The following is a 2,908-nucleotide window of genomic DNA, read 5'->3' on the forward strand; positions in this document are numbered from 1 at the left end:
ACTGATGCCCCAGGCCTCTGCGAGCTCACTGCGCGACAGAGTCAGCGCGGCGTCGCCCGGGCCGGGGTCTGCCTCCATACGCGCCCTGGCCACGCTCCGCCCGACCTCGCGCCGGAGCCGCCTTACCTCAGCCCGCAGCGCGTCGAGCTCGGCACGAGGGACCGTCACCATCTCCGACGCTTCCGCTGTCACACGCAGCTCCCTACACGCACTACCGTTGCCGTCGAGTCTAGTTCCAAGACCACCTGGCCGCCGGCACTCGCGACTCCCTGCCGCCACGGCGTGCCCGTTACGTGCCCGTCCGGACGGCGAAACAGGGTAATCCACGGTCACTCACGGCTAGCCAAAATCTCTTCTGAACTGCAGATACGCAGCTCAGCAGGGCTGAACTGAGAGCCTTCCAAGCTGGTCATGCGGGTTCGATTCCCGTCGCCCGCTCCAGCAGTTCAGGAGCATCTTTCGAACGCTTTCAGGGGCACCCGCCCGGGCCGCGTGCCTGTTGCGGATCGCCGTGACCTGCGCATACGGCAGACCGGCGAACTCAAGCTGGGGTTGCTGGCACGCGGAGGATAGCCGTCTTATGGCCCTCTGGCGACTTGAACCGGTTAGCTCAGAGGCTGTTAGGGCGCGCGCTGACGCCAACTATCACCACGAAGGTTTCCGCGCCCTTGAAGTCGTCCGGGTTGGCCGTGTAGAGCGGCAGCTGGTTGCTTGCGGCAGTCGCGGCGATCATCAGGTCCGAGGCACGCTTGTGTGGCTCGCGACCCGCCGCGCGGACAGCGGCGGCGATTTGCCCGTACAGGCGCGCGGCGGCCTGGTCGTATGGCAGCGGGTCGAAGGTTGCCTCAACGTGCTGCAAGACCCCCACCCGTCCGGCGCGCTTCACGGGGTCATCAGTCGCGTGCGGCCCATGTGATAGCTCCCCCAGTGTGATCGCAGTGATGAAGATCGTGTCGGGGAACTGCGACCGGTCGTAGAGCCGGAGCGCCGCGATGACGCTGGTGTCCACCACCGCCGCGTCATGTGCCGTCAAGGCCGGTCCCCTCGAAGGGATCGCGCACGTCCTGGGAGAAGGCCTCGTCGAGGTCCGCGCGGAGCTCATCCGCGTCGATGACCGGGGCGGTAGCGAAGACCGCGAAAACCTCATCCGTCGGAACCGCCTGCCGCCGCCGAATGGGAATCATTCGCGCCAGCGGCTCGCCGTTAAGGGTCAGCGTGTACGCGTGCCCCTGCCGCAGTCCACGCGTGACCGTCCCGGAGTCCGCCACGAACTGCCGGACGCTGACATCTGTTGGCCGCTCACCTGGGTACACCATTACCCCAGCATACCTCGCCGTACCACGGCGTACCACAGCTTCGGTCGGCGACAGCGTATACGCCTTCAACGCCTCAAGGCCCGCATGCCACTTCCCGGACACACCGTCGGCCAGGCTGGCGGGCGGGCTCGAGCAGGCCGGACGGCGTGCCCGCTGCGTGCCCGTCAGCACGGTAAATCGCGGAGATTCACGGTAGCTCACGGACAGCGAAAACACGTCGCCGACCTGCGTTATCGCACGTCAGTTCCGCTGCCCCTGATGCCTTCCAAGCTGGTCATGCGGGTTCGATTCCCGTCGCCCGCTCCAGCGTGCGAAGCCAGGCAACGTCCCGCCCGGGGGATGCGTTTCATGATCATGGGCCGAAGGTGGCCGCGGGCGGTCCCCGTTGACCCGTGATCATGGTCCATGGGCGGCTTCCGGGAGGTGGTTCACCGCTGGACGGGGGGAATGTGTCGGCTATGTGCCCGCTCCTGGCGGGGTTGACCCGTGACCTGCCCTGCGCCGCAAACGGCCAGCGGCCACGGCCGGCACCTTCTGTGACCGAAGACCGCTCACGTGGTGACCGCAGAACTCACGGCCGGCTCACTAGGGCGTGCGGCTGTTGCTTACTGCTCAATGATCGGCACGGTCTGGGTGTGTACTGCACCCCGGCGCGGTGGCAAGGACCGCCGTCGGCGACAGTGCTGGACGGGACCGCCTCACGATGATCCGCCGGTTGTGTGCGACTGAGCGAGCAGGTCGGCATGGTGGGTCGCCGCGACCTCGGGATGCGAGCGCAGCCAGCCCTTGAGCGCGTTGTCGCCGAAGCGGCTGTGCAGGACGTTATGGGCGGACTGGCTGACCCCGGGGGCCTGCTCGGCGTATTCGCGCGGCAATGGCACCGTGTCGAGGGGCGCGTCCAGCCGGGGGGCCCAGAAGAAGGCGATCGAGTCGCGTGTCCGTCCTGGCGCGCACGGCAGGACCCGGTGGGGAGTGGCCACGAGATAGCCATGGGTGGCTACTTCGAGCATCTCGCCGATGTTCACGACGAGGGCGCCATCGACCGGCGGGACGTCGATCCAGCGGTCGGCGCCGGCTGGGCGGGCTTGCAGCCCGCCGGTGTCGTCCTGGAGCAGCAGGGTCAGGAAGTTCCAGTCGGTGTGCGGCCCGACACCTTGCAGATCGGTGCCGTCGGCGGCCCCGACGTAGTGGATCAGCTTGGCGAACCAGTGCGGCTTGCCGGCGAAGTACTGGTCGAAATGGTCTTCGGGCAGCGCCAGCGCCACGGAGATCGCCCGGGTGAGCTCACGGCCGACGGAACTCAGTAGCCCGGCCCACTGTTCTGCCAGCGGGCGGAGTTCAGGGACGGTGTCATCGGGCCACTGGTTCGGTCCTTCCAGCAGCCGGTACGGAGCGTCCCACAGCTCGCGGGGCACAGCAGCCTGTTCGGGCGCGAAGTCGATCTGCTCGCGGGCGTCGGCCCGGCCGGCGGTGATCTCGTGCCCGAGCCGGGTGTAGCCCCGGAAGTGCGGGGACAGCCGGTTGTCCAGCCGCAGCCGCTGCTCCAGCGGCAGCGCGAAGAACCGGGCCGCCGCCGCGGTCAGCTCGCCGAT

4 protein-coding genes are annotated in these 2,908 nt (G+C 68.2%); all 4 read right to left on the minus strand.

Features of this window, described 5'->3' with window-relative positions:
* Nucleotides 1–192: hypothetical protein (locus Q1N79_RS03995; protein WP_300604527.1), on the minus strand; the 192-nt coding region annotated here is incomplete at its 3' end.
* Between the two features lie 418 nt (nt 193–610).
* On the minus strand, nt 611–1,033 hold the full coding sequence (locus Q1N79_RS04000; protein ID WP_300604529.1) for a type II toxin-antitoxin system VapC family toxin: 423 nt from the start codon (nt 1,031–1,033) through the stop codon (nt 611–613).
* Nucleotides 1,020–1,316, minus strand: coding sequence for a hypothetical protein (locus Q1N79_RS04005; RefSeq protein WP_300604532.1), 297 nt, complete (start codon nt 1,314–1,316; stop codon nt 1,020–1,022). The genes Q1N79_RS04000 and Q1N79_RS04005 overlap by 14 nt, the downstream gene beginning before the upstream one ends.
* A gap of 698 nt (nt 1,317–2,014) precedes the next feature.
* Nucleotides 2,015–2,908, minus strand: an 894-nt coding sequence (locus Q1N79_RS04010) for a 2OG-Fe(II) oxygenase family protein (RefSeq protein WP_300604535.1), incomplete at its 5' end; no start/stop codon positions are given.

This window comes from Trebonia sp. (genome assembly GCF_030042015.1).
GTDB lineage: Bacteria > Actinomycetota > Actinomycetes > Streptosporangiales > Streptosporangiaceae > Trebonia.